Annotated in this window: 17 protein-coding genes; 4 read left to right on the forward strand and 13 right to left on the reverse strand. The window is 72.8% G+C overall.

The window, feature by feature from the left end:
• Window positions 1–179 precede the first annotated feature (179 nt).
• The 4 genes from ald to pyrG all read right to left on the reverse strand — a co-directional run bounded on the left by ald (window position 180) and on the right by pyrG (window position 6,503).
• The gene (gene ald, locus JW592_RS31105; protein ID WP_209268642.1) at window positions 180–1,295 is read right to left on the reverse strand and encodes an alanine dehydrogenase; all 1,116 of its coding nucleotides are present in this window, start codon (window positions 1,293–1,295) and stop codon (window positions 180–182) included.
• 394 nt (window positions 1,296–1,689) lie between these two features.
• Window positions 1,690–4,026 (reverse strand): tetratricopeptide repeat protein, encoded by a 2,337-nt coding sequence (locus tag JW592_RS31110; RefSeq protein WP_209268623.1) that lies wholly within the window; start codon window positions 4,024–4,026, stop codon window positions 1,690–1,692.
• A gap of 183 nt (window positions 4,027–4,209) precedes the next feature.
• Window positions 4,210–4,848 carry an NUDIX domain-containing protein gene (locus JW592_RS31115; RefSeq protein WP_209268624.1) on the reverse strand — a complete coding sequence of 213 codons (639 nt, stop codon included), beginning with the start codon at window positions 4,846–4,848 and terminating at the stop codon, window positions 4,210–4,212.
• Window positions 4,849–4,853: 5 nt separating this feature from the next.
• Entirely contained in the window at window positions 4,854–6,503 is a 1,650-nt protein-coding gene (pyrG, locus tag JW592_RS31120) for a CTP synthase (RefSeq protein ID WP_209268625.1), read from the reverse strand.
• A gap of 419 nt (window positions 6,504–6,922) precedes the next feature.
• Between pyrG and JW592_RS31125 the strand changes: the two genes are divergently transcribed.
• Window positions 6,923–8,752 (forward strand): glycoside hydrolase family 15 protein, encoded by a 1,830-nt coding sequence (locus JW592_RS31125; protein ID WP_209268626.1) that lies wholly within the window; start codon window positions 6,923–6,925, stop codon window positions 8,750–8,752.
• Between the two features lie 124 nt (window positions 8,753–8,876).
• Here JW592_RS31125 and JW592_RS31130 read toward each other — a convergent pair whose 3' ends face one another.
• The 8 genes from JW592_RS31130 to JW592_RS31165 all read right to left on the reverse strand — a co-directional run bounded on the left by JW592_RS31130 (window position 8,877) and on the right by JW592_RS31165 (window position 17,723).
• Window positions 8,877–10,082, reverse strand: coding sequence for a glycosyltransferase family 4 protein (locus JW592_RS31130; RefSeq protein ID WP_209268627.1), 1,206 nt, complete (start codon window positions 10,080–10,082; stop codon window positions 8,877–8,879).
• Window positions 10,083–10,340: 258 nt separating this feature from the next.
• Complete coding sequence (recN, locus tag JW592_RS31135) at window positions 10,341–12,083, reverse strand: DNA repair protein RecN (RefSeq protein WP_209268628.1); 1,743 nt, start codon at window positions 12,081–12,083, stop codon at window positions 10,341–10,343.
• Window positions 12,084–12,208: 125 nt separating this feature from the next.
• On the reverse strand, window positions 12,209–13,222 hold the full coding sequence (locus JW592_RS31140; RefSeq protein WP_209268629.1) for an NAD kinase: 1,014 nt from the start codon (window positions 13,220–13,222) through the stop codon (window positions 12,209–12,211).
• Complete coding sequence (locus JW592_RS31145) at window positions 13,219–14,025, reverse strand: TlyA family RNA methyltransferase (protein WP_209268630.1); 807 nt, start codon at window positions 14,023–14,025, stop codon at window positions 13,219–13,221. The genes JW592_RS31140 and JW592_RS31145 overlap by 4 nt, the downstream gene beginning before the upstream one ends.
• A 3-nt stretch (window positions 14,026–14,028) precedes the next feature.
• Window positions 14,029–14,478 carry a hypothetical protein gene (locus JW592_RS33080; protein WP_229377155.1) on the reverse strand — a complete coding sequence of 150 codons (450 nt, stop codon included), beginning with the start codon at window positions 14,476–14,478 and terminating at the stop codon, window positions 14,029–14,031.
• 152 nt (window positions 14,479–14,630) lie between these two features.
• Window positions 14,631–15,512 carry an ABC transporter ATP-binding protein gene (locus tag JW592_RS31155; RefSeq protein ID WP_229377156.1) on the reverse strand — a complete coding sequence of 294 codons (882 nt, stop codon included), beginning with the start codon at window positions 15,510–15,512 and terminating at the stop codon, window positions 14,631–14,633.
• Window positions 15,513–15,585: 73 nt separating this feature from the next.
• Entirely contained in the window at window positions 15,586–16,638 is a 1,053-nt protein-coding gene (locus tag JW592_RS31160; RefSeq protein ID WP_209268631.1) for a FecCD family ABC transporter permease, read from the reverse strand.
• Window positions 16,635–17,723, reverse strand: coding sequence for a FecCD family ABC transporter permease (locus JW592_RS31165; protein ID WP_209268632.1), 1,089 nt, complete (start codon window positions 17,721–17,723; stop codon window positions 16,635–16,637). The genes JW592_RS31160 and JW592_RS31165 overlap by 4 nt, the downstream gene beginning before the upstream one ends.
• Window positions 17,724–17,921: 198 nt before the next feature.
• Here JW592_RS31165 and JW592_RS31170 point away from each other — a divergent pair, with 198 nt between their 5' ends.
• Both JW592_RS31170 and JW592_RS31175 read left to right on the forward strand, forming a co-directional pair.
• Window positions 17,922–18,932 (forward strand): ABC transporter substrate-binding protein, encoded by a 1,011-nt coding sequence (locus JW592_RS31170; RefSeq protein WP_209268633.1) that lies wholly within the window; start codon window positions 17,922–17,924, stop codon window positions 18,930–18,932.
• Between the two features lie 83 nt (window positions 18,933–19,015).
• Entirely contained in the window at window positions 19,016–19,900 is an 885-nt protein-coding gene (locus tag JW592_RS31175; protein WP_209268634.1) for a siderophore-interacting protein, read from the forward strand.
• A gap of 30 nt (window positions 19,901–19,930) precedes the next feature.
• Here the strand turns inward: JW592_RS31175 and JW592_RS31180 are convergent, their stop codons facing one another.
• Window positions 19,931–21,004: an HAD hydrolase-like protein gene (locus tag JW592_RS31180; RefSeq protein ID WP_209268635.1), complete on the reverse strand. Its 1,074-nt coding sequence runs from the start codon at window positions 21,002–21,004 to the stop codon at window positions 19,931–19,933.
• A 157-nt stretch (window positions 21,005–21,161) separates the two neighbouring features.
• Between JW592_RS31180 and JW592_RS31185 the strand changes: the two genes are divergently transcribed.
• Entirely contained in the window at window positions 21,162–22,448 is a 1,287-nt protein-coding gene (locus JW592_RS31185) for a DUF1015 family protein (RefSeq protein ID WP_209268636.1), read from the forward strand.
• Window positions 22,449–22,558: the final 110 nt, after the last annotated feature.

Below are 22,558 nucleotides of genomic sequence, written 5' to 3' on the forward strand. Positions count from 1 at the left end.
GGACAGTTACGTTACGGGCAAGTTGGGTCGACGTCCCGGGGACACGACGACGCCACCGTCCGGACCTTCCCTCCAAGGTCCGGACGGTGACGTGAGGTTGCTGACGTTGACGCCGGGGGTTGACCCCGGCCGCAGGCTCTGTCCCAGCCTGTGCCGTCAGCGCACCGATGGGCCGGGAGTCAGCCCAGCAGCGTGGCGATGTCCCGCACCGGCAGGCCGTGCGCCTCGCCGACGGGGCCGTAAGTGACCTCTCCCTCATGCGCGTTGAGGCCCTTGGCCAGCGCCGGGTCGCGGCGCAGCGCGTCCCGCCAGCCGTGGTTGGCCAGCTCCACGATGTAGGGCAGTGTCGCGTTGGTCAGCGCGTGCGTCGAGGTGTTGGGCACGGCGCCGGGCATGTTGGCGACGCAGTAGAAGACCGAGTCGTGGACCCGGAAGGTCGGCTCGGCGTGGGTGGTCGGCCGCGAGTCCTCGAAGCAGCCGCCCTGGTCGATCGCGATGTCGACAAGGACACTTCCCGGCTTCATCCGGGAGACCAGCTCGTTGCTGATCAGCTTCGGGGCCTTGGCGCCCGGGATGAGCACGGCACCCACCACGAGATCGGCGTCGAGCACCGCACGCTCCAGCTCGAAGGCGTTGGAGGTGATGGTGCGCACCCGGTTGCCGAAGATCTTGTCGGCCTCGCGGAGCTTGTTGACGTCCTTGTCCAGCAGCGTGACGTGGAAACCGAGGCCGACGGCGATCTGGGTGGCGTTCCAGCCGGAGACCCCGCCGCCGATGACGACCGCGCGGCCCGGGTTGACGCCGGGCACGCCGCCGGGCAGCACGCCGCGGCCGCCCGCCGAGGCCATCAGGTGGTAGGCGCCGACCTGCGGTGCGATGCGGCCCGCGACCTCCGACATCGGGGCGAGCAGCGGCAGCGTCCGGTTGGCAGGCTCGACCGTCTCGTAGGCGATGGCCGTGGTGCCCGATTCCAACAGCGCGTCGGTGCACTCACGGGAGGCGGCGAGGTGGAGGTAGGTGAAGAGGGTCTGGTCCTTGCGGAGCCTGTGGTACTCCTCGGCCACCGGCTCCTTGACCTTCAGCAGCAGGTCGGCGGTGGCCCACACCTCGTCCGCCGTGCCCAGGATGGTGGCGCCGGCTGCTGTGTACTCGGCGTCGGGGATGGAGGAGCCGGCTCCGGCTCCCTGTTCCACGAACACCTCGTGCCCGTTCCGCACCAGCTCGTTGACCCCGGCCGGGGTGATGGCGACACGGAACTCGTTGTTCTTGACCTCGCGGGGGATACCGACCTTCACGTCGATCACGGTCCTTCACTCAGGGTGCAGAAGGCAGAGAAAGCCGGGTCGCGCATGCTCGAAAACACCGGGGGGACCGCGGCTCGACCAGTCTAATGAAGGAAGCTGAGCTGTCCAGCCTTACAAACGGTCGATCTTTTTCGAGATTGCTATACGTTTCGCAGGTTGCTGGTGAGGAGGCGTGGACAGGCCGCCGTAGACGTCGCGGACAGCCGTCCAGTGGCGCTCGTCACACCACACACCGGGTACCCAAGGACGCCGTTCCGCTTCTCCACTGCCATGGGTTGTCAACTGCCATGGGTTCTCAACTGCCACTGATCCTCAGCTGCCACGAGGCAGGTGCTCCCCCACTCAGGCCCGGCTCAGGACCGGCTCACGGCGGCTCCGCCCCGGCTCAGGCCCGCTGCTGCGCCCCGGCCCGGCCGGGCCCCGCCTCGGCGCGGTCCCGCTCGGCGCCGTCCCGCTCGGCGTCGGCTCCCACCGGCCGGGCGCCCGCCCACAGGTCCGCCTCCGCCCTCGGGTCCGCCTCCCCGGCCCGAGCCGCCGGGCCCAGCAGCCGTGTGGCCGCCGCGCGGTGCCGCTGGGCAGCGCGCAGGTGCCCCGCGCCCGCCGAGGCGTCGGCGGCCCGCAGTTCCAGGGCCGCCTCCAGCCGGGCGTCCCCGGCGCCCCGGGAGACCTCCAGGGCCTGCCCGACCGTGCGCAGCGCGTCCTGCGGCCGGCCCGCGTACTCCTGCACCCTGGCCGCCTCCGCCAGCGCCCGCGCCTGGGCCCCCGGGTCCGGGAGCCTGCGGAACGCCGCCGCCGAGGCCCGCCAGGCCCGCAGCGCCTCCTCCCACCGCTCCGCCTGCGTATGGACGGCGCCGATCCGGCCGTGCAGCCGCGCGGTCGCCTCGCGGTCGGCACGCTCCTGGCGGGTCAGCCGCAGGGCCAGCGCCCTGCCGTACCAGTCGGCGGCCCGGTCCCAGTCACCCAGCTCCGCGTAGCAGCCGCCCAGCGACTCCAGGGCCCGGCCAGCCGCCCGCTCGTCGTCCGCCTGACGTGCCGCGTCCAGCGCCGTGCGGTACCGGACCAGGGCCTGCTCCAGACGGCCGGTGCGCGCGTCGAGAGCGGCGAGGTTGAGCAGGGCTGCAGCGCGCTCCCGGTGCGTCCGGTTGCGCTCGGCCACCCGCAGCACCAGCTCGTGCAGCCGGTACAGCTCGGCCTCGGCGTCCTCGGGTTCACAGTGCGCGTCGAAAGCGCGGGCCAGCGCGGAGACCAGTCGGCGGGCCAGCGTGTCGAGCTGGCCCTCGCCCTCCGAGACGGCGGCCCTGGCCGCGGCCAACAGCACCCCCCGCCGCTCCTCCAGCCAGCCCCGCGCTTCCAGGGGGTGCAGAAAGCGCAGCGCGCGCGGCATCTCCGCCAGCTGCCCGCGCGCCTCGGACCCGGAGGGCTCGCACACCGCCCAGCTGGCCTGGACCCGGCGGATCAGCCGCTCCAGCATCCGCGCCCGCGCCAGCAGCGCCTCGCCGGGCCGCTCGTGCACCACCAGCTGGGCCCGCAGCAGCGGATGCAGACAGCCGGGCACCTGGTAGCGCTCGCCCTCCAGCGGGCGCAGCAGGCCGAGCCGTACGTACTCCTCCAGGGCAGCGTGCGCGGTGCTCACCGAGCAACCGCCGAGCGCCGAGGCCAGTTGCGGATCGACGAATCCGGCAGGTGCGAGGGTCAGCAGCCGCAGCAGCCGCGCGTGCGGGCGGGACAGGGAGTCGTGGACGAGCCGGAAGGCACGTGCCACCGGGGCGGGCGGCGCGGGGGATGCGGCCGAGCGGCGCCCGGCGGAACCGGCTTGCTCGGTGGCCTCCTCGCCCTCCCACCCGGAGAACGGGGACGGTGGCGGGGGCGGGGGCGCGGACGGCTGCGGCTGCCCCTGCGGCTGCGCCGTGGAGCTCTCCGCCGGCTCGGATTCCGTCCCGGCCAGCATCTTGACCGCGTCGTGCACCGAGACCTTGGGGCGGGCGCCGAGCCAGCCGCCCATCAGGGTGAGCGCCGCCGGAAGGTCGCCGCACTGCTCGGCCAGCAGTTCGGCGCTGCGCGGGTCCACGGTGATGCGGGGCGAGGAGCCCGCGTGCCGGGCCAGCAGGGCGACGGCCGTGGCCCGGTCCAGCCCGCCCAGGGTGCAGGGGCGCACGTCGGGCACCTCGGTGAGCGGCCCGGAGGAGACGGCGACGACGAGGCAGTCCCGGCTCTCCGGGGCCAGGTCGAGAAGCTGATCGGAGTGCGCCACGTCGTCGAGCAGCAGCACCGTGCGGCCGCGGCGGGCCAGAGCGGTACGGAACGCCTCGGCGACGGTGTCCTCGTCGGCGCCCGGCAGTGGGGTGCCGGGGCGGGTCCGACCGGTTTCACCGGACTCCCGGGGGCGTGGCGTACTCGACCGGGCGAGGGCCGCCAGCAGGTCGCGCGCTGCGCGCTCGGTGGTGACCGGGGTGCCGCCGGGTTCGGTCAGCCGGGCGCGCAGCACACCGCCCGGGTAGCGGTCGGCGATCCGGCGGACGAACTCCTCGGCGAGCGCGGTACGGCCCGAGCCGGGAGCCCCGGCGATCAGCAGTACCCGGCTCTGCTGTGGTGGATGGCCGGAGAGGGTGTGCAGCCCGGCGCGTTCGATGTCCTCGCGCAGTGCGCGCAGTTCGCGATCGCGGCCGGTGAACGGGTGGGGGCCCGGCCCCGCGGTCGTGGGCTGCACCGCCTGATCTGTCACGGGCTACGCTCCCGTTCGCTGTTCACCTGGTGTGTGCGCGGACGAATTGCTGCGAGCGTAGTTCACCGTCCGGTGGGGAAAGCCGCCAACGGCCGCCCCACCCGGCCCGAAAATCACCACATCGGCTCAGGTGACCCGTCCCCTCCCCCGCCCCCGGGCCCCGCGCCGGGGGAGGAGAAGCGGTTACCTCGGGTCGAAGGGCCGCGCCGGCCACGGCGCTTGGGCGTGACGCAGCGCGCCCAGGCCGCCGCCGCTGCTCAGCGCGGCGTTCAGCGCCAGGCACCCCACCACGAGGCAGTTGTTGTGCAGCTGTCCGGCCAGCGCCCCGCGTACCAGCTCCTCCAGCGGCACCCGGGCCAGCTCCATGTCGGCCTCTTCCTCGGCGACCTCGAAGCGCTCGCCCTGCACCTCGGAGAGCTGCCGGGCCAGGAAGATCCGTACGGCCTCGTCGCTGCCGCCGGGGGTGGTGTAGACGTCGACGAGGACGCGCCAGTCCTCGGCCTTGACGTGGGCCTCCTCGTACAGCTCACGCTCCGCGGCGGCCAGCGGGTTCTCGCCGGGGACGTCCAGCAGCCCGGCCGGGATCTCCCACAGCTTCTCGCGGACGGGGTGCCGGTACTGGCTGAGGACCAGGACGTGGTCCTGGTCGTCGAGGGCCAGGATGGCGACAGAGCCGGGGTGGGTCTGGTAATCGCGGCCGACCACCGAGCCGTCCGGCATGACGACCTGGTCGGTACGGACCCCGGTCTTGTTGCCCTGGAAGGGGGTGGAGGTCGCGGTGACCTCCCACTCCTCGGGGGTGTCGGCGATGCGGCTGGCCATGGCGGTCACTCCCCCTGCTGGCGCTCGACGGCGGCCTTGACCAGGCCGGCGAAGAGCGGGTGCGGACGGGTGGGGCGGGAACGCAGCTCCGGGTGGGCCTGGGTGGCGACCAGGTAGGGGTGGACCTCGCGCGGATATTCGACGTACTCGACCAGCTTGTTGTCGGGCGAGGTACCGGAGAAGACCAGCCCTGCCTTCTTCTCCAGTTCGGTGCGGTAGTGGTTGTTGACCTCGTACCGGTGTCGGTGGCGCTCCTCGACGTAGGGCTCGCCGCCGTAGGTCTCGCGCACGATGGAGCCCTCGGCCAGCTTGGCCGGGTACATGCCCAGCCGCATGGTGCCGCCCATGTCGCCTTCGCCGGCGACGATGTCGAGCTGCTCCTCCATGGTGGAGATGACCGGGTGCGCGGTGGACTGGTCGAACTCGGTGGAGTTGGCGTCCTTGATCCCCGCCAGGTTGCGGGCGCCCTCGATCACGATGCACTGCAGGCCCAGGCAGAGGCCGAGCAGCGGTACGCGGTTCTCCCGGGCGTAGGTGATGGCGCCGACCTTGCCGTCCACGCCGCGCTCGCCGAAGCCGCCTGGGATGCAGATGGCGTCACAGTCGCCGAGCTGCCGCTTGGCGCCCTCGGCGGTCTTGCAGTCGTCGGAGGTGACCCACTTGATCTTGACGCGGGCCCGGTTGGCGAAGCCGCCGGCGCGCAGCGCCTCGGTGACCGACAGATAGGCGTCCGGCAGGTCGATGTACTTGCCCACCAGCGCGACCGTCACCTCGTGGTCGGGCTGGTGCACCCGGCGCAGCAGGTCGTCCCACTGGGTCCAGTCCACGTCGCGGAAGGGCAGGTCGAGCTTGCGGACGACATAGGCGTCCAGCCCCTCGGAGTGCAGCACCTTGGGGATGTCGTAGATGGAGCGGGCGTCCTTGCAGGCGACCACCGCGGCGTCGTCCACGTCGCACATGAGCCCGATCTTCCGCTTGATGGAGACGGGCACGTCGCGGTCGGCGCGCAGCACGATCGCGTCCGGCTGGATACCGATGTTGCGCAGCGCGGCGACCGAGTGCTGGGTGGGCTTGGTCTTCAGCTCGCCGGACGGGCCGATGTAGGGCAGCAGCGAGATGTGGACGACGAAGACGTTGTCGCGGCCGACCTCGTGGCGCACCTGGCGGACGGCCTCCAGGAAGGGCAGCGACTCGATGTCGCCGACGGTGCCGCCGACCTCGGTGATGACGACATCCACGTCGTCGGTGGCCATCCGGCGGATGCGGTGCTTGATCTCGTTGGTGATGTGCGGGATGACCTGCACGGTGTCGCCCAGGTACTCGCCGCGCCGCTCCTTGGCGATGACCGTGGAGTAGACCTGCCCTGTGGTCACGTTCGCGGTGCCGTTGAGGTCGACGTCGAGGAAGCGCTCGTAGTGGCCGATGTCCAGGTCGGTCTCGGCGCCGTCGTTGGTGACGAACACCTCACCGTGCTGGAAGGGGTTCATCGTGCCGGGGTCGACGTTCAGATAGGGGTCCAGCTTCTGCATGGTGACCCGCAGGCCACGCGCCTTGAGCAGCGCACCCAGGCTGGAGGCGGTGAGCCCCTTGCCGAGCGAGGAGGCGACACCCCCGGTGACGAAGAGGTGCTTGGTCGTCATGGATGTAGGCGGCATGGCCAAGAGGGGGCTCCCGTGGTCGCTTGGTGGGGTGCGGAGGCTGCATCCTGGGATCGTCCCGAAGGGGCTTTCCGGGGTGGCCTCGCTGCGGTTCGGGGGGCTGTCGTCTCGAACAGAACGCGTTCACGTGCCCACCGCTCCACGGGCTACCAGCGTAACAGTGCCGCCGGGTCGCCGCGGCTGCCCGTGCCTACGGCCGGGTAGCCGAGCAGCCGGGCGGGTCCCAGCGTGACAAGGGAGTCGCAGCAGGTGAACGCGGTAGCGAAGGTCACCTAATCGGCGCATTCGGACTCAGCCGACCGTCGGGCGGAAGGGATCGCTGCGTCGTATCCTTCACGGACACTTGCCACCGACAGGCAGAAATACACACGTCACCAGCACGTCCCGCGGGGGCGTCGCAGTTCGTTCGACTGGAGATGCACGTGGCTGGGCGCATCGAGGATTACGCACTCATCGGAGACATGCAGACTGCCGCCCTCGTCGGCAGGGACGGCACGGTCGACTGGCTCTGCCTACCCCGCTTCGACTCCCACGCGGTGTTCGCCGGCCTGCTCGGCACCGAGGAGCACGGCTTCTGGCGGGTGGGCCCCGCACACCCGGCCGGCGGCGATCCGCCACCCGCCGACCGCCGCCGCTACCGGGGCGACTCCCTGGTGCTGGAATCGGAGTGGGACACCCCGCGGGGTACCGTCCGGATCATCGACTTCATGCCTCCGCGTGAGAACCACGCGCCCCAGCTGGTGCGGATCGTGGAGGGCGTCAGCGGACGGGTGCGGATGCGCTCGGCGCTGCGGATGCGCTTCTCCTACGGCTGGGTCGTGCCGTGGGTGCACAAGGCGGGGAACCGCACGGTGGCCGTGGCGGGACCCGACTCGGTGTGGCTGGACACCGAGGCCGACACCTACGGCAAGGACCTGACGACCTACTCCGACTTCACGGTCGGCCCCGGCGACCGGATGGCGTTCACCATCAGCTGGGAGGCGTCGCACCGCGAGGCACCGGAGCTTCCGGAGCCGGAGGAGGCGCTGCGCACCACCGAGGACTTCTGGCGCGACTGGGTCGAGACCTGCACCTACCACGGGCCCTACCGGGAGGCCGTGGTCCGCTCGCTGATCACGCTCAAGGCGCTGACCTACGCGCCCACCGGCGGAATCGTCGCCGCGCCGACCACCTCGCTGCCCGAGGAGATCGGCGGGGAGCGCAACTGGGACTACCGCTTCACATGGCTCAGGGACGCGGCCATCACCCTCTCCTCCCTGCTGCGCACCGGCTACCGAGAAGAGGCCCGCGCTTGGCGCGAATGGCTGCTGCGCGCGGTCGCCGGCGACCCGGAGAACCTTCAGATCATGTACGGCATCGCGGGCGAACGTGAACTGTCCGAGGCCGAGTTGACCTGGCTTCCGGGGTACGAGGGCTCCAAGCCGGTGCGGGTGGGCAACGGCGCGGCCGGCCAGCTCCAGCTCGATGTGTACGGCGAGATGGTCGAGGCCCTGCACCTGGGCCATATGACGGGCCTGGCGCGCAACGACTACGCCCAGCTCCTCCAGCTCAAGCTGATCGGCTATCTGGAGAACCACTGGGAGGAGAAGGACGAGGGCATCTGGGAGGTGCGCGGCCCGCGCCGGCACTTCGTGCACTCGAAGGTGATGGCGTGGGTTGCCGTCGACCGCACGGTCAAGCTCATCGAGGCCGGCGACGTGGACGGTCCGCTGGAGCGCTGGCGCAATCTGCGTGACGAGATCCACCGCCAGGTCTGCGAGAAGGGGTACGACAAGGAGCGCAACACCTTCACCCAGTCCTACGGTTCCAAGGAGCTGGACGCCTCGCTGCTGCTGATCCCGCAGATGGGCTTCCTGCCGCCGGACGACAAGCGGGTCATCGGCACCATCGAGGCGATCCAGCGTGAGCTGACGACCGAGGACGGGTTCGTGCTGCGCTACCCCACCAGCAGCGCGGCGGGGTCCGACGGCGCTGCCGAGAACGTGGACGGGCTCGCGGGCGAGGAAGGCGCCTTCCTGGCCTGCTCGTTCTGGCTCGCCGACGACCTGGCGATGATCGGCCGGGTCGATGAGGCACGCAAGCTGTTCGAGAAGCTGCTGGCCCTGCGCAACGATGTGGGTCTGCTGGCCGAGGAGTGGGACTCGGCGCGCCAGCGCCAGGTCGGCAACTTCCCCCAGGCGTTCAGCCATGTGCCGCTGATCGACACCGCCCTCCGGCTGACCGCTTCGGGGGCTTACGGAGTCTGATTCGGGGGTGCTCCTTCCCGCGCGTTGCAGACTGCGGGTGAGTTGTGGCTCGTCGCCCAGTTCCGCGCGCCCCTGACGGGGCGCGTCCCGCAGCCCCCATGCGGGGCAACGCACCATGCGAGGGTCAGCTCAGGAACTCGTCGTAGACAGTCAGCACTTGCGCGGCGACCTGGTCCTCCGTGGGCCAGGTCCGCGCCTGCGCGCGCCCGGCCGCAGCGAGCTCGGCCCGCCGGTCCGGATCGGCAAGCAAGGCCGCAACGGCCGAGGACAACAAGTCGGCGTCCCCGCAGGGCACCAGCACAGCGGCGGAGCCGACGAGCTCCGGCATCCCGCCACCGTCGACGGCAACCAACGGCACCCCGGCCCGCAGGGCCTCCTGCGCCACCAGCGAGTGGCCCCGGCAGCGGGCAGGCAGCAGGGCGATGTCGGCGCCCGCCAGCAGCCCCAGCGCGTCGGCCCGCCGCCCCAGCAGCCGCGCGGGCAGCCGCTCCTCCTCGATACGGCGCTGGAGCGCAGCGCGCTCGGGGCCCTCTCCCGCGAGGGCGAGCAGTGGTGGCGGGTTGAGGCCGCGCCAGCCGCGGGAGGCGGTCAGCGCGCTGTCATGGCCGCGCCGCCCGTCGAGCCGGCCGACGGTGAGGATCAGGGGGCGGTCGAGGGCGCCGATGCCCGCGCGCGCCTTGTGCCTCAGCACCTCCTCGCCGTCCGGGCTCTCCTCCCCCGGCGGGGGCTCGGCGTCGGTCAGCGGGATGGGCGCGGGGGCGAGCCGCGCGTCGCGCGCCCCGCCGCGGCGTGCCATGTCGACCAGCTCGGTGGTGGCGCCCAGGACGACGGTGGCGGCCCTGGCCACCCGCCGCACCAGCAGCCGGGTCACCAGTTCACGGGCGGCCTCCGTGCGGGAGGCGTGTGCGGCCGCGGCCCGTGGCAGGGCGTGCCAGGTGACCACGAGCGGCACGGTGCCGCGCCGCCTCCCGAGCGCCAGCGCTGCCAGCAGTCCGGCGCGCAGTCCGTGGGCGTGGATCAGATCGGCGTCGGCGCAGACGGTGCGCAGCCGGGCGGCCGCGTCGGCCTCCGTCCGGCCCGGCAGGGCGGCGAACTCGGCTCCGGTCCCGGTGATGGCGTGCCGCAGGGGTCCGTCCTGCCGGGCGCACACGGTCACCCGTACTCCGCGTGCGGTCAGGCCCCGGGCGAGGGAGCGCGCATGGGCCGCCGTACGCGCCGAGGGTGCCTCGGTGCCGTCGGCCGCGGGACCGCAGCCGAGCACATGCACGGCGTGCGGCGGCCGCGCACCGACCGCGGGCCGACGCGGTGCATGGGTACGGCTCGGGCTCACGGCAGGCGGGCTCCCTGAGTCGGGCGGTGAGGGCGGGGCCTGCCCAGGATGCCAGGCGAGGGGGCCCCGCCGCGCCGTCGTACGGTCCCAACGGCCGTCACAGCGGGGCGCACACCGGACGCTCTCACTCACACGAGTGACGGCGCTCGCAAATCAGCCATGCGCCCCTCGAAAGGCCGGCACGCCGCTCCGCGCACCATGGCGCCCCCAGCTCGCCTGCTCGCCTGCTCGGCGTGCGGTCGCCCGTCGTCGCGGCCGTCAGGTTCCGGTGCGGGCCGCCTCCAGAAGCTCCTCCGCGTGGGCGCGGGCGAGTTCCGAGTCCTCCTGGCCCGCGAGCATCCGGGACAGCTCGCGCACCCGGTCCTCGCCCTCCATGGCCCGTACGCCGCTGCGGGTCACCGAGCCGTCATCGGTCTTCTGCACCACCAGGTGACGGTCGGCGAACGCGGCCACCTGCGGCAGATGCGTGACCACCACGACCTGCGCCGACTTGGCCAGCCGCGCCAGTCTGCGGCCCACCTCGACGGCCGCCTTGCCGCCGACCCCCGCGTCCACCTCGTCGAAGAGGTAGGTCGGCACCGGGTCGGAGTCGGCGAAGACCACCTCGACGGCGAGCATCACCCGCGACAGTTCGCCGCCCGAGGCGCCCTTGGCGATGGGCCGCGCCGGTGCGCCCGGATGCGGTGCGAGCAGCAGTTCGACCTCGTCCGTACCGTGCGGGCCGAAGGCGAGGGTGCGCCCGTCGACGTCGAGGCCGTCCGGGTCCTCGGTGTGCTTGAGTTCGAAGGTCACCCGGGCGTGCGGCATGGCCAGCTCGGCCAGCTCCTCGGTGACCGCGTCCGCGAACCGCTTGGCGGCGTCGGCGCGCGCCTCGGTGAGCGTACGGGCGAGGGAGGCGAGTTCGGCGCGGAGCGCGTCCCGCTCGGCGGTCAGCTCACCGATCCGGTCGTCGTCGCCCTCCAGCTCGGTCAGCCGCTCGGCGCTGTTCTCGGCCCAGGCGAGGACGGCGGTGATGTCCTCGCCGTACTTGCGGGTGAGCTGGGCCAGCGCGGCGCGGCGCTCCTCGACGGCGGCCAGCCGGAGCGGATCGGCGTCCAGGTCGTCGGCGTATCCGGCCAGTTCGCCCGCGATGTCGGAGAGCAGGATGTGCACCTCGCCCAGCCGGTCGGCGAGCGCGGCCAGCGCCGGGTCGTGGGAGCGCACCGCCTCCAGGGCCCGGTGGGCCCCCGCGACCAGGGTGGCGGCGTCCACGCCCTCCGGGTCGGCCGGATCTCCGGCCAGCGCGCCGTGCGCGGTGGTGGCCGCGGAGGCCAGGGCCTCGGCGTGGCCCAGCCGTTCGGCCTCGGCCGCGAGTTCGGCGTCCTCGCCCGGACGGGGTTCGGCGGCCTCGACCTCCTGGATGCCGAAGCGCAGCATGTCGGCTTCCTGGGCGCGCTCGCGGGCGCGGGTGGTCAGCTCGGTCAGCTCCGCCGCGACGGTGCGCAGCCTGCGGTACGCCTCCTGGTAGGCGGCCAGCGGCCGCGCCACGGCATCCCCCGCGTAGCGGTCCAGCGCGGCGCGCTGCCGCGCCGCGCGCAGCAGGCCCTGCTGGTCGGTCTGGCCGTGTACGGCCACCAGGTCGTCGCTCAGCTCGGCCAGCAGCCCGACCGGCACCGAGCGCCCGCCCAGGTGGGCCCGCGAGCGGCCTTCGGCCGAGACCGTACGGCTGACCAGCAGCGCCCCCTCGTCCAGCTCCGCGCCCGCCTCCTCGGCACGGCGGGCGGCCGGGTCGTCAGGCGCGAGCGCGATCCGTCCCTCGACCAGGGCCGACTTGGCGCCGACCCGGACGAGCCCGGCGTCGGCACGCCCACCGAGCAGCAGCCCGAGGCTCGTGACGACCATGGTCTTGCCCGCGCCGGTCTCGCCGGTCACCGCGGTGAAGCCGGGCGACAGCTCGACAACGGCGTCGTCGATCACGCCCAGGGCTTTGATCCGCATCTCCTCCAACACGGATACGACCATACGAGGTCTCCTCGTGTCGGCCACACCAGTGGTCCGGCCGGCACCCGGACGTGGGGCACCCCACCATGCCGATCCGTCACCATTCACCCGCCTTGGCGGTTTTCTCCCCTCACTTCGGGCACCCCTCAGCGCGGTGCCCCTCGCCAGCCCGTAACCGGAAGAGCGAACTTGGCCACCAGGCGATCCGTGAAAGAAGCGTGGTGCAGCCGTGCCAGCCGCACCGGCACCGCACCGCGCCGCACCTCCACCCGCGCCCCGGCCGGCAGCTCGACACTGCGCCGTCCGTCGGCCCACAGCACCCCGTGCGGCGTCTGCGGCTGCACCTCGACGGCCAGCACCGAATCGGGGGCGGTCACCAGAGGCTTGGCGAACAGCGCATGGGCACTGATCGGCACCATCAGCAGCGCCTCCACCTCGGGCCACACCACGGGCCCGCCCGCTGAGAACGCGTAGGCGGTGGACCCGGTGGGGCTGGCACACACCACGCCGTCGCCGCCGAAGCTGGAGACGGGACGGCCGTCGACCTCGATGACGACCTCCAGCATCCGCTCGCGGGCCGCCTTTTCGACGGAGACCTCGTTGAGCGCCCAGTCGGCGTGCACGATGTGCCCGCTGCCGGGGCTGTGCGCGTTGTAGCCCGCGTTGCGTACGATCACATCGAGGGTCATCCGTTCCTCGACCTCGTAGGCCCGGGAGACCACCCGGTCCACGACCTTGTCCAGGTCGTCGCGCTCGGCCTCCGCGAGGAAGCCGACCCGGCCGAGGTTGACGCCGAGCATCGGCACCCCCGAGGCCCGTGCGAACTCGGCGCCGCGCAGCAGCGTCCCGTCGCCGCCGAGCACCACCAGCAGTTCGCAGCCCTCGGCGGCGTCCGGCTTGGCGCTCACCGTCTGCACCCGGTCGGGGAGCGGCAGGTCGGCCGCCTCCTCGGCGAGCACCCGGACCCCGATGCCGCAGCGCAGCAGCCCCTGGACGACCAGTTCGGCGCTGCGCACAGCGGCGGGTCTGCCGGTGTGCGCGAGGAGGAAGACCGTGCGGTCGCCATCCTGGGCGGCCGGACGGTCCGCGCTGACCGGGTAGGTGCTCCCGGAGGGCTGTGCTGGCTGTGCCGACTGTGCAGCTCGGCTGTCCTCGGTCACTTGGGCCCCTCTGCCACCGCTCGCTCGACTTCGGCCGGGTCGAGGTCATCGGCCCCGGCACGCAGCCACAGAAAGTATTCGACGTTTCCCGAAGGTCCCGGCAGGGGGCTGGAGGTGACGCCCTGCGCGCCCAGACCCAGGGCTGCCGCGTGTCCGGCGACCGTTCGCACGGCCTCGGCACGCAGTTCGGGGCTGCGGACGACACCGCCGCTGCCCAGCCGCTCCCGGCCCACCTCGAACTGTGGTTTCACCATCAGCACCAGGTCGGCCTCGGGCACGGCACAGCGGACGAGCGCGGGCAGTACGAGCCCCAAGGGGATGAACGACAGGTCACCGACGACCAGTTCCACCGGCAGGCCGCCGATGTCCTCCACGGTCAGCTCCCGGACGTTCGTACGGTCCTTGACGGTGACCCGGGGGTCGCTCCGCAGCGACCAGGCGAGCTGTCCGTAGCCCACGTCCACGGCCACGACGTGCTCTGCTCCCGCGCGCAGCAGCACGTCGGTGAAGCCGCCGGTCGAGGCGCCCGCGTCCAGCGCACGCCGGCCCTGGACCCGCAGCCCGCGCGGAACGAACGCTTCCAGCGCTCCGGCGAGCTTGTGGCCGCCGCGCGAGACATAGTCCGGATCGCTCTCGTCCGTCTTGACGACCAGCGCCGCGCTGGTCTCGACCTGGGTGGCCGGTTTGGCCGCCACATTGCCCCCGACCGTGACCCGTCCCGCGGCGATCAACTGGCCGGCGTGCTCCCGCGAACGGGCGAGGTTGCGGCGCACCAGCTCCGCGTCGAGTCGGCGTCGTGCCACGGCTCAGCTCCGGGGGGTGTGGGGTCGGTCCAGCGCGGCCAGGCTCTCGCGCAGGCCACGGTGGACATCTTCGTACACCTCCAGATGGCCGGAGACAGCGAGGTGGTCGGCGTCCTCCAGCCGCCGGAGGTGGGCGTCGACCGGGCCGTGGCCGGTGGGGCGCAGGGGAACACCGAGGGGCCGCGGACCGTCGTCGGGCTCACCGGCCTGCTCCTGGGCGCCTCCGGCGTCTTCGGCTTCCCGGTCCGGCTCCGCTTCGGCTTCCCTGGCCCGCTCCGTGGCGTCGGTCTGCGCGGACGGCGCCGTGTCTCCGGCTTTCTCGGCCGCCTCCGTCCGCCCGTACGGCTTCTCGGGCTGCGCCGTCTCGTCGTACCGCTCGGTGCCGTTTGCCGAGGGCTGCTGCTCGGGGGTGGGGGCGTGCCCGGGCCCGGGTCCCTGCGCGAACTCGCTCATGCCCCCGACGCTACCTCCCGGGTCCGACAGACCGCCGGGTCGACAGACTGCCGGGGCGGCAGACCGCCGGGTCGACAGACCGCCGGGTCGACAGACCGCCGGGGCGGCAGACCGCCGGGTCGACAGACTGCCGGGGCGGCAGACCGCCGGGCTCAGCGCCGGGCCGCCGGCACCACCAGCGGAGTGCCGGTCTCCGGGTCGTCGATCACCCGGCAGGGCATCCCGAAGACCTCCTCGACCAGCTCAGCTGTCACCACCTCGCCCGGCTCCCCCTGAGCGACGATCCGGCCCTCCCGCATCGCGATCAGATGGGTGGCGTAGCGGGCCGCGTGATTGAGGTCGTGCAGTACGGCGACGAGGGTGCGCCCCTCCTCCTCGTGCAGGCGCGCGCACAGGTCGAGAATCTCGATCTGGTGCGCGATGTCCAGGTAGGTGGTGGGCTCGTCCAGCAGCAGCAGCGGCGTCTGCTGGGCCAGCGCCATGGCGATCCACACCCGCTGCCGCTGGCCGCCGGAGAGCTCGTCCACGAACCGGTCGCCGAGTCCTTCGACGCCGGTGGCCGCCATGGACTCGGCCACCACCTGCTCGTCGTCCCGCGACCACTGGCGCAGCAGCCCTTGGTGCGGGTAGCGGCCGCGGGCCACCAGATCGGCGACGGTGATGCCCTCGGGAGCCGTGGACGACTGGGGCAGCAGGCCCAGGGTGCGGGCCAGCGCCTTGGCCGGCATGCCTGCGATGTCGCCGCCGTCCAGCAGGACCTGCCCCTCGGCGGGCTTGAGCATCCGGGAGAGGGCGCGCAGCAGCGTGGACTTTCCGCAGGCGTTGGGGCCGACCACGACCGTGAACGAGCGGTCGGGCACCGCGACGTCGAGCTCACGGGCGATGGTGCGCTGGTCGTAGGCGAGGGTGAGACCGTGCCCGGTCAGCCGGGGCTCTCCGGCCGCCGGCGCGGCACGGCCGGAGGCGGCCACCTTGTCTCCGGCAGCGTCTCCGGCGGCCTCCGGCCCGGAGATACCCCCAGTGGCGGTCTTCATCGTGTCCCCGCTTCCGTTGGGTGCGTGCATTCCTTCGAGGCCGGAGCCGGCACGTCCGACTCCCTCATATCCGTCATATCCGCCCGGCCCTGCGCTCGGTGGCCAGCAGCCACACCAGATACCCTCCACCCACCACTCCGGTGATCACGCCGACGGGGAGCTGGTGCTCCCCGAAGGCCCGCTGGGCCACCAGGTCGGCGCAGATCAGCAGCGCCGCGCCCATGCACAGCGAGGGCAGCAGGTTGGGCCCCGGCGTCCTGGTGAGGCGCCGGGCGAGCTGCGGTGCCGTCAGCGCGACGAAGGAGACGGGTCCCGCGGCGGCGGCGGACAGCGCCACCAGCAGCACCCCGGCGGCCAGCAGGGCGAGCCGGGTGCGTTCGACACGGACGCCGAGCGCGCAGGCTGCGTCGTCCCCCATCTCCATCATCCGCAGGGCGCGTCCGCAGCCCAGCAGCACCAGCGGTACGAGCACCACCATGCCGACGGCCAGCGGCATGACGTCGTTCCAGCCGCGCCCGTCCAGGCTGCCGGTCATCCACAGCACGGCGCGGGACGCCTCGGTGATACCGGCGCGGGTGATGAGGTAGCTGTTGACGCCGGTCAGGATGGCGGTGGCACCTACGCCGACGAGCACCAGCCGGTAGCCGTGCATACCGCGCTTCCAGGCGAGGGCGTAGATGAGCGCCCCGGTGACGACGGCTCCGGTGACGGCCCCGCCCGCCAGCAGTGCGCTGCTGCCGCCCGCCGCGAAGATGACCAACAGCGCTCCGGCGGCAGCCCCGTTGGTGAAGCCGAGGATGTCCGGGCTGCCGAGCGGGTTGCGCACCACGGCCTGGAAGACGGCGCCGCACAGCCCCAGGCTCGCTCCGACGAGCAGCGCGGTGACGGTGCGGGGCAGCCGCAGTTCGTTGACGATGAACGCGTCGGCGGGGTCGCCCTGCCCGAGCAGGGTACGGATCACCTCGCCCGGTGCCATGGGGTACTCGCCGCTGCCGATCGCGAACACGGCGGCGACCAGCGCGAGTACCAGACAGCCGGTGCCGACGAGCAGGGCGCGCGGCCGGTAGTTGACCGAGAGACCGCCCGGGGTGCGCAGGACGTTCTCACGGGTGCCGGTGAGGCTCATGCGTGTGCCACCCTCCGCCTGCGCACGAAGTAGAGGAAGAACGGGCCGCCGAGTACGACGGTGACGATGCCGACCTGGAGCTCGCTGGGCCGGCCGAGGATGCGCCCGAGGACGTCGGCGCCGAGCAGCAGCACGGGTGCCAGGACGGCGCAGTACGGCAGCAGCCAGCGCTGGTCGGGTCCGGTGAGCGCGCGCACCATGTGCGGCACCATCAGCCCGACGAAGACGATCGGCCCGCAGGCGGCGGTGGCGGCCCCGCACAGCAGGGTGATGGCCACGATGGCGGCGGCGCGCGTCCGGCCGGGCCGGGAGCCGAGGGCTCGTGCCGCGTCGTCGCCGAGTGCGAGCGCGTTCAGCGGGCGGGCCAGGACGAGTGCGAGAAGAGCGCCGACGGCGATGAAGGGCAGCGCCTGGAGGACGGTCGAGTCCTGGGCGCGGGCCAAGGAGCCGACCATCCAGAACCGCATCCGGTCCAGCGAGGCGGTGTCCAGGAGCTGAACGGCGCTCACATAGGAGATCAGCGCCGCGTTGAGTGCCGTCCCGGCGAGAGCCAGCCGCGCGGGGGTGGCGCCGCGTCCGCCCCCGACGGCGTAGACGAGGACGGAGACGGCGGCGGCACCGAGGAAGGCGAAGCCGATGTAGCCGGTGTACCCGGCGACACCGAAGAAGGAGATGGCCGTGACCACGGCGGCCGCCGCGCCGGCGTTGATGCCCAGCAGTCCCGGATCGGCCAGCGGGTTGCGGGTGAGCGCCTGCATCACGCCGCCCGCCAGACCGAGCGCGACACCGGCGAGCAGGCCCAGGAGAGTGCGCGGCAGCCGCATCTCGTGAACGACGGTGTAGTCGGCCGACCCGCTGTCGACGAGCCCCGACCACGCCTCGCCGAGCGAGAGCGGCCGGGCACCGAAGGCGAGGCTGAGGAAGACGACGAGCAGCAGCACGAGGGCGGCGGCCAGCAGCCCGGCGGCCCGGGCGAGCGGGGTCCGGGCACGCGCCGGCTGTTCCTCCGCGGCCTTCGGCTGTCCGTTGCCACGGCGTACTGCCGCTGAATCCCCTTGGACCTGCGGGGACTTGGTGAAAGTCACGTACGCGCTCCGGTCGGGGCCGGGGAGACGGGGGCGCCCGGCCACTGGACAACAACAACTTTGGTTAGGTTAGCCTAACTGCGAACTCGGCCCCACGGCCGCCCCGCAGGTACGTCCGCGGCATGCCCGCGGGCCCGTCCCCGTACCTCGTCCCCAGTACGTCGAGAGAAGGCCCTAGAAATGCCCAGCTCTTCCCCTATGCCCTCCCTTTCCCGCCGTGGTCTGCTCGCCGCCGGCGGTGCCGCCGGTCTCGGGGCGCTGCTCGCCGCCTGCGGCGGTGAAGGGTCAGGTTCCGGTTCGGGTGGCGACGCCAAGGGCAAGGGGTGGGCCTTCACCGACGACCGTAAGAAGAAGGTCACCCTGGACGCCGTTCCCGAGCGGATCGTCGCCTATACGGCCACCGCCGCGGCGCTGTGGGACTTCGGAGTGCGCGACAACGTCGTCGGCGTCTTCGGTCCGACGAAGAAGAAGAACGGCGAGCCGGATGTGCTCGCCGGCGACATGGACATCTCCAAGGTGAAGATCATCGGCAACGCCTTCGGCGAGTTCGACCTGGAGAAGTACGCCAAGCTCCGCCCCCAGCTGCTGATCAGCAACATGTACCTCAAGGACGCGCTCTTCTACGTCCCCGAGGAGAGCAAGGACAAGATCTACAAGCTCGCCCCCCAGGTGGCCATGAGGGCGGCGGGCATCCCGATGAACGAGGTCATCCAGCAGTACGCGAAGCTCGCCGAGTCGCTGGGTGCCGATGTGAAGGCCAAGTCCGTCACGGACGCCAAGGCCCACTTCGAGAAGGCGGCCGAACGGCTGCGCAAGGCGGCCAAGAGCGGAATCCGGGTCCTCGCCGCCTCCGGTGCCCCCGACCTGTTCTACGTCTCCGACCCGGACGCCAACTCCGACCTGCAGTACTTCAAGCAGCTCGGCGTCGACCTGGTGAAGCCCAAGAAGGTCAGCAAGCAGGGCTTCTTCGAGGAGCTGAGCTGGGAGAACGCCGACAAGTACAAGGCGGACCTGATCATCCTGGACAACCGCACCCAGTCCCTCCAGCCCAAGGCCCTCAAGTCGAAGCCGTCCTGGACCGACCTGCCCGCCGTCAAGGCGGGCCAGGTCGCCTCGTGGGCGGCCGAGCCCCGCTTCTCGTACGCGGGCGCGGCGCCCCTGCTGGAGGACCTCGCGGACGCGATCGAGAAGGCCGAGAAGCTCGACTGACGCCTCCGCCCTCCGGCTCTGCCGGCCGCCCGCACCACACGCACAGCGCCGCACCCCATCCCCTTCGCCGAGGAGCAGACACGATGAGCACGGTCAGCACGGCGCAGCCCGCGCCCTCCACCGTTCCGTTCGCGTTCTTCGAACTGCACGTCGTACGGGCCCGCCGACTGGGTCCGACCATGCTGCGGATCACCTTCGGGGGCGAAGGGCTGGATCGTTTCGCCTCCGGCGGCCGGGACCAGCGCTTCAAACTCTTCCTGCCGCAGCCGGGACAGACCACCCCTGTGGTGCCCACCGAGGCGGGCGAGAACTGGTTCGCGCAGTGGCGTGCAATGGACGAGAACATCCGCGGCATCATGCGGAGTTACACGGTGCGGGCGCTGCGCAGGGGCGGCCGGTACGGGGCCGACGACGAGTTGGACGTCGACTTCGCGCTGCACGGCGAGACCGGCCCGGCATCGCGCTGGGCGCTGCGGGCCATGCCCGGGGACCGGGTGACGCTGCTCGGGCCGGTCGTGGAGGACAACGCGGGCGTCGACTTCCGGCCGCCCGAGGGCACCGACTGGGTGCTGCTGAGCGGCGACGAGACCGCGCTGCCCGCCATCGGCGCCACCCTGGAGTGGCTGCCTGCGGGGATGCCCGCGCGCGTGTTCGTCGAGGTGGCGCACCGGGAGGACGTCCAGGACCTGCCGACCCTCGCCGACGCCCGGTTCACCTGGCTGGTGCGCGACGAGGCGGCCGCAGTACCGCGCACGGAGCGGATGGTCGAGTCCGTGCGCGGGGACCGGTTCCCCGACGGCATGCCCTACGCGTGGATCGCTGGCGAGTCCGGCACCGTCAAGGCGCTGCGCCGCCACCTGGTGGCCGAGCGCGGCTTCGACCGGCGCGCGGTCACGTTCACCGGCTACTGGCGGCTGGGCGCGACCGAGGAGCAGCTGGTCGCCGAAGCCCTGGCTGCCGCCGGCTGACAACGCCGCTCGGGTGACCCGGCCGGGCCCTCAAAGGCCCAGCCGGGTCAGCGCGCTGCCCGCGTCCAGCCGGCACTCCCCCTCGCCCGCCGCCGACCAGGCGGCCCCGCACAGGGCGCGCAGGCCGTCCACCGGGTCGCCGTCGCCCACCAGCTCCAGTTGCTCCGCGCCCGCGTGCGCCGTCCAGCCGCCGCACCCGAAGCCACTGGCGGCGTCGCCCGTCACTTCCGGCTGGGCCTGCAACAGTCCGCGCAGGTCGCGGGCCACATAGGTCGGGCGGTGCACCGGTCGGGCGGCGATCAGCTGAGCGGCGTCGGTCACCCCGGTGAGGACGAGAAGTGAGTCCACGCGCCCCGCGTGCGCCCCCTCGATGTCGGTGTCGAGCCGGTCGCCGACCACCAACGGCCGCCGCGCGCCGGTCCGCAGGATGGACTCCCGGTGCATCGGCGGCAGCGGCTTGCCGGCGACCACGGGTTCGGGCGGGGTGCGCATCCACCGGGTGGCGATGCGGACGACCTCGACGGCCGAACCGTTGCCGGGCGCTATGCCGCGTCCGCTGGGGATGGTCAGATCGGTGTTGGAGGCGAACCAGGGCACGCCACGCTGCACGGCGATCGCCGCCTCGACCAGGCGCCCCCACTCCATCGAGGGCCCGCCGTAGCCCTGCACCACGGCTGCGGGCTCCTCCTCGGCCGTCTCGACGACGGTCAGCCCGCGCTCCTCCAGCGCGACCCGCAGCCCGTCGGCGCCGACGGCCAGTACCCGCGCGCCCCGGGGGACGCGCTCGGCGATCAGCCGGGCGACCGCCTGTGCCGAGGTGATGATCTCGTCGGCAGCCGCCGGCACACCCAGCCGCGTCAGATGTGCCGCGACGGTCTGCGGTGTGCGGGCCGCGTTGTTGGTCACATACGCCAGCCGCAGCCCGCTCTCGCGCGCCGTGGCCAGCGAGCCGACCGCGTGCGGCACGGCCTCTCCGCCGGCGTACACCACCCCGTCCAGGTCCAGCAGTGCCGTGTCGTACGAGGTGTGCAGCGGCTCCTCGGCAGCCAGCGGGCGGGACGGCGGAGCCGCGGTGGCCGTGCCGGCAGCGGGGCTGTGGTGCATGAGGGCTCGCTCCTTGTGCTCTTTCCCGGGACAGACGGCGGCCGTGACCGGGCCGCGCGCCGTACCGATCCTCTCGTACACCCCGGGCGCGCTCCGCACCCCTGCGCCCCCTGTGCCCCGGTCCACCGGGTATCGGGCACCGGCATACCATGCACAGATGACCGTCCGAGGACTGAGACTCGCCCCGTTCCGGGGGCTGCGCTACGCGCCGGAGAGGATCAGCGGCCTCGCTGCCGTGACCTCGCCGCCGTACGACGTGGTGGTCAGGCCGGACGGGCTGCGTCACCTGGAGACGGCGGACCCGTACAACATCGTGCGGCTCATCCTGCCCCAGGCCGCGGACCCGGCGGCCCGGCACCGCCAGGCGGCCGAGACGCTGCACCGCTGGCGGGCCGACGGGGTGCTGGCCCAGGACGCGGAACCGGCGCTGTACGTCTACGAGCAGCGCAAGGGCGAGTTGCTGCAGCGCGGCCTCATCGGTGCGCTGCGGCTGACGGCCCCCGAGGAGGGGGTCGTGCTGCCGCACGAGGGAGTGATAGACGAGGTCGTCGCCGACCGCGCTGAGCTGATGCGCGAGCTGGCCGCCAATCCCGAGCCGCTGCTGCTGTCCTACCGCGGGGACGGCACCCGCACGGGGGCCACGGCGGTCATCGAGCGGGCGACGCGCGGGGCACCGCTGATGGCGACGACGACGGAGGACGGTTTCGCCCACCGGCTGTGGGCGGTCACGGACCCGGCCGAACTCGCCGAGGTGGACGCGGAGCTGTCCCGGCACAGCGCGCTGATCGCCGACGGCCATCACCGCTGGGCGACGTATCTGCGGCTGCGTGCCGAGCAGGGCGGCGGCGAGGGCTCGCCGTGGAACTACGGCCTGGTCCTGCTGGTCGACACCGCGCGCTACCCCCTCCAGGTGCGCGCCATCCACCGGGTGCTGCCCCGGCTCCCGTTGAAGCGGGCGCTCGACCTCCTCGACCGGGCCGGCGCGGCGCACGGGGAGGGTGCCGCCTTCCGTGTCCGTACGCTGGAGGCACCGCTGGACGAGGCGCTGGAAGAGCTCGAGGAGACCCCGGGGAACGCGTTCCTGCTGACCGAGGGCGACGGCGTCTTCCACCTGCTGGACAGGCCCTCGCCCGCGCTGCTGGCCCGCACGGTCGACGCGCGCCGGCCGCGGGCGTGGCGGCAGTTGGACGCCACGGTGCTCCACTCGACGCTGCTGGACGTCGTCTGGCAGGTGCCCGACCGCCCGGAGCACATCGGCTATCTGCACCACATCGAGGCGGCCGTGGAGCAGGCGGCGACGCACGGCGGTACGGCCGTGCTGATGCGCGCCGTTCCGGAGGAGACGGTACGGGCGCTCGCCGAGCAGGGCGTCACGATGCCCCGTAAGTCCACCTCGTTCGGCCCGAAGCCCGCCACGGGTCTGGTGCTCCGCACCCTGCACTGACCGCACCTTCCCCCGGCCCCACCAGCGCCTTTCCGGCGAGGGTGGGGCCGGTTTGCGCGCCGACCGACGGGTTTAGTTAGGGTAGCCTTACCTAACTTGGTGCATCCCAC

It is taken from the genome of Streptomyces spirodelae (assembly GCF_017676385.1).
GTDB classification, from domain to species: domain Bacteria; phylum Actinomycetota; class Actinomycetes; order Streptomycetales; family Streptomycetaceae; genus Streptomyces; species Streptomyces spirodelae.

What these genes read in the sequence shown, in the direction of transcription:
- JW592_RS31115 (WP_209268624.1), bottom strand. Translation starts at nt 4,848, where the DNA reads ATGGCCAGCCGCATCGCCGACACCCCCGAGGAGTGGGAGGTCACCGCG.
- pyrG (WP_209268625.1), bottom strand. Translation starts at nt 6,503, where the DNA reads ATGCCGCCTACATCCATGACGACCAAGCACCTCTTCGTCACCGGGGGT.
- JW592_RS31125 (WP_209268626.1), top strand. Translation starts at nt 6,923, where the DNA reads ATGCACGTGGCTGGGCGCATCGAGGATTACGCACTCATCGGAGACATG.
- recN (WP_209268628.1), bottom strand. Translation starts at nt 12,083, where the DNA reads ATGGTCGTATCCGTGTTGGAGGAGATGCGGATCAAAGCCCTGGGCGTG.
- JW592_RS33080 (WP_229377155.1), bottom strand. Translation starts at nt 14,478, where the DNA reads ATGAGCGAGTTCGCGCAGGGACCCGGGCCCGGGCACGCCCCCACCCCC.
- JW592_RS31155 (WP_229377156.1), bottom strand. Translation starts at nt 15,512, where the DNA reads ATGAAGACCGCCACTGGGGGTATCTCCGGGCCGGAGGCCGCCGGAGAC.
- JW592_RS31160 (WP_209268631.1), bottom strand. Translation starts at nt 16,638, where the DNA reads ATGAGCCTCACCGGCACCCGTGAGAACGTCCTGCGCACCCCGGGCGGT.
- JW592_RS31170 (WP_209268633.1), top strand. Translation starts at nt 17,922, where the DNA reads ATGCCCTCCCTTTCCCGCCGTGGTCTGCTCGCCGCCGGCGGTGCCGCC.
- JW592_RS31175 (WP_209268634.1), top strand. Translation starts at nt 19,016, where the DNA reads ATGAGCACGGTCAGCACGGCGCAGCCCGCGCCCTCCACCGTTCCGTTC.
- JW592_RS31180 (WP_209268635.1), bottom strand. Translation starts at nt 21,004, where the DNA reads ATGCACCACAGCCCCGCTGCCGGCACGGCCACCGCGGCTCCGCCGTCC.
- JW592_RS31185 (WP_209268636.1), top strand. Translation starts at nt 21,162, where the DNA reads ATGACCGTCCGAGGACTGAGACTCGCCCCGTTCCGGGGGCTGCGCTAC.